The organism is Rhodoblastus sp., assembly GCF_041915505.1.
Classification (GTDB): domain Bacteria; phylum Pseudomonadota; class Alphaproteobacteria; order Rhizobiales; family Beijerinckiaceae; genus Rhodoblastus.
In genome coordinates, this window is record NZ_JAYSBG010000355.1 from 1 (window position 1) to 3,481 (window position 3,481).

The window sequence follows — 3,481 nt, forward strand, 5'->3', positions numbered from 1 at the left end:
CGAACAGCCACGACAAAACCAGCCATGACAGCAGGGCGATCAGCATGGGGCGTCCATGGGGCGGCGTCCGGAAGGCGTCAGGCGGACAGGCCCTCCAATTCGTCGATCAGCCCCTCGATCATCGACAGGCCGATCGCCCAGAACGCCGGATCGCGGGCGTCGAGCCCGAAGGGCGCCAGCAGCTCGGAATAATGTTTGGAGCCGCCCGCCGCGAGCAAAGCGAAATATTTCTCCACAAAGCCCGGCTCGGCCTTCTGATAGACGCCATAAAGCGAATTCACCAGGCAATCGCCAAAGGCATAGGCGTAGACATAGAAAGGCGAGTGGATGAAATGCGGGATATAGGCCCAGAAGGTCTCATAGCCCGGCATCAGCTCGATCGAGGGACCGAGGCTCTCGGCCTGCGCCTCCATCCAGAAGGCGCAGATCTGCTCCGCGGTCAGCTCGCCCTGTCGGCGCTCCTCGTGCAGCCGCCGCTCGAAACTGTAGAAGGCGATCTGCCGCACCACCGTGTTGAGCATGTCCTCGACCTTGGAGGCGAGCAAAGCCCGGCGCTCGCGCGGCTCTCTGGCCTCGGCCAGCAGCGCCCGGAAGGTCAGCATTTCGCCGAACACCGAGGCGGTTTCGGCCAGAGTGAGCGGCGTCGGCGCCATCAGCGGGCCATTGGGCGCGGCCAACACCTGATGCACGCCATGACCGAGTTCATGGGCCAAAGTCATGACGTCGCGCGGCTTGCCCTGATAATTGAGCAGCACATAGGGGTGAACCGAGGGCGTGGTCGGGTGCGAAAAGGCGCCCGGCGCCTTGCCGGGACGCACGGGGGCGTCGATCCAGCGCCCGTCGAAGAATTTCTGCGCGATTTCGGCCATGCGCGGCGAAAAGGCGCGATAGGCGCCGAGCACCGCCGCGCGCGCCTGCGCCCAGTCATAGGTCGTCTTGGGGGCGTCGGGCAGCGGCGCGTTGCGGTCCCAATGGCGCAGCTTCTCCTTGCCGAACCAGCGCGCCTTCAACTTGTAATAGCGATGCGAGAGGCGCGGATAGGCCGCCCGCACCGCCGCGACCATGGCGTTCACCACCTCCGGCTCGACGCGGTTGGAAAGATGCCGCGCCTCGGCGACATCGCGGAAGCCGCGCCAGGTGTCGGAGATTTCCTTGTCCTTGGCCAGGACATTGGAGATCAAGGCGAACACACGCAGATTGGCCTTGAGCGTCGCCGCAATGGCCTGCGAGGCCTTTTCGCGCGTCTTTTCGTCCGGGTCCTGGAACAGGTTGAGCGCAGGCTCGAGCGTCATTTCGACGCCGTCGATCTCGAAGCGCAGCGAGGCGATGGTCTCATCGAACAGGCGATTCCAGGCGGAATGGCCGGTGACGGATTTCTCATGGAACAATTGCTCGATGCGGTCTTCGAGCTGATGGGGCTTTTCCTCGCGCAGATCCTCGACCCAGGGCCGGTAATGCGACAGGGGCGCCTGTTCCAGCGCCTTGGCCAGTTTGGCGTCGTCGAGCCGGTTCAGCTCAAGCTGGAAGAACAGCAGGTCGGTCGAGGCGGCGGTGATCTTCTCCTGCGCGTCGCCATAAAATTTGGCCCGCGCCGGATCAATGGTGTTCTCCGCATAGGACAGCCCGGCGAAGGACATGATTTTCGTGATCAGATCATCGATCGCCTCATAGCGCGCGATGGCTTCGTAAAGCCGTTGCGGCGCGTCCGGGCCATCGAGCAGGGCGGCGAGACCGCCGCGATAGCAGGCGGCGAATTCGCGGCATTCGTGAGCCGCCCGCTTGAGATCCTCTGCGAAACGCGGGCTGTCTAGCCCCTCATAGAGGTCGTCGAGCCGCCAGTTCGGCAGATTCTCGGCCGGGGCGGCGCCGGTCGACGCGCTGTTGCGGGCAAGGCGGGCGGACGGATCGATCATGGAGCGGCGAGGCCTCCGGGTGAATTTCCAAACGACCCCACCTTATTGGCGCGGGGCGGCGCCGATCAACCCGATCTTGCAAATGGGGCGCGTTAACACCGCATTTACCGTAATGGCGCAGCATGTCGGTCAGCGGCGAGGCGGCACGGCGCAACCAGCGCGACGGCCCAGCGAAAGACAAGAAATGACATCGACCATCCTGATCGCCGACGACGACCCGGTTCAGCGCCGCCTGCTGGAGGCGATGGCGCGCCGTTTCGGCTATCAGGCGGAATGCGTCGAGGGCGGCGAGGCCGCGCTTGCGCGCCTTCAGGCCGCCGATAAGATCCATATCGACCTATTGATCCTCGATCTGGTGATGCCCGACCTCGACGGCATGGGCGTGCTGTCGCAGATGCGCGAGCGCAAGATCGCCACGCCGGTCATCGTGCAGACCGCCCATGGCTCGATCGAGGCCGTGATTTCGGCCATGCGCGCCGGCGCGCTCGATTTCGTGGTCAAGCCGGTCGGGGCCGAGCGCCTGCAGATCTCGATCAAGAACGCCCTGCGCTTCGACGCGCTCGAAGGCGAAATCCGCCGCATCGGCCGCAAGGCGACCGGCAATCTGACCTTCCGCGACATTCTGTCGCGCGGCGAGGAAATGGGCCGCGCCATCCGGCTCGGCGAGCGCGCCGCCAAATCCAATATTCCGGTGCTGATCGAAGGCGAATCGGGCGTCGGCAAGGAATTGATGGCCCGCGCCATCCAGGGCGCCTCGGACCGGCGCGGCAAGGCCTTCGTCACCGTCAATTGCGGCGCCCTGCCGCAAAATCTGGTCGAATCCATCCTGTTCGGCCACGAGAAAGGCGCCTTCACCGGCGCCACCGAGAAACATTCCGGCAAATTCGTCGAGGCCAATGGCGGCACTTTGTTTCTGGACGAAGTCGGCGAATTGCCGCTGGAGACCCAGGTCAAGCTGCTGCGCGCTTTGCAGGAGGGCGAGATCGACCCGGTCGGCGCCCGCAAGCCGGTGCGCGTCGACGTCCGGCTGATTTCGGCGACTAACCAGAACCTGATCGAACAGGTGCGCCAGGGCCGTTTCCGCGAAGACCTCTATTACCGTCTCAACGTCTTCCCGATCTCGCTCCCGCCGCTGCGGGCGCGCCGCGCCGACATTCCCGATCTCGCGCGGCGGTTTCTGGCCCGATTCAGCGCCGAGGAGGGCAAGCGAATCCGCGGCCTCTCCGCCGAGGCGATGGCGATGCTCTCGACCTATGACTGGCCGGGCAATGTCCGCCAGCTCGAAAACGCCATGTTCCGCGCCGTGGTGCTGGCCGATGGCGACGAGCTGACAGTGGCCGAATTTCCCCAGATTGCCGCCCATGTCGATGGATTCGACATCCGCGTGCCCCCCGCCCCGCCGCCGGTCGGCCAGCGCGAGGTTCAACGCGAGATCGTCCGAATCGAAATGCGCGACCCCAATGTGCTGAAACTGCTCGATGAGAACGGCGACGTCCAGCGGCTGGAAGCGCTGGAGGAAAAGGCGATCCGCTTCGCGCTGGCGCATTATCGCGGCCAGATGTCGGAAA

2 protein-coding genes are annotated in these 3,481 nt (G+C 64.8%); one reads left to right on the forward strand and one right to left on the reverse strand.

Annotated features, from left to right (window positions below):
* Positions 1–77: 77 nt before the first annotated feature.
* The gene (locus ACE3S9_RS16825; RefSeq protein ID WP_374547630.1) at positions 78–1,913 is read right to left on the reverse strand and encodes a M3 family oligoendopeptidase; all 1,836 of its coding nucleotides are present in this window, start codon (positions 1,911–1,913) and stop codon (positions 78–80) included.
* Positions 1,914–2,097: 184 nt separating this feature from the next.
* Here ACE3S9_RS16825 and ACE3S9_RS16830 point away from each other — a divergent pair.
* Positions 2,098–3,481: sigma-54-dependent transcriptional regulator (locus tag ACE3S9_RS16830; protein WP_374547631.1), on the forward strand; the 1,384-nt coding region annotated here is incomplete at its 3' end.

Coding starts and splice junctions, on each gene's coding strand:
- ACE3S9_RS16825 (WP_374547630.1), bottom strand. CDS start 1,913: ATGATCGATCCGTCCGCCCGCCTTGCCCGCAACAGCGCGTCGACCGGC.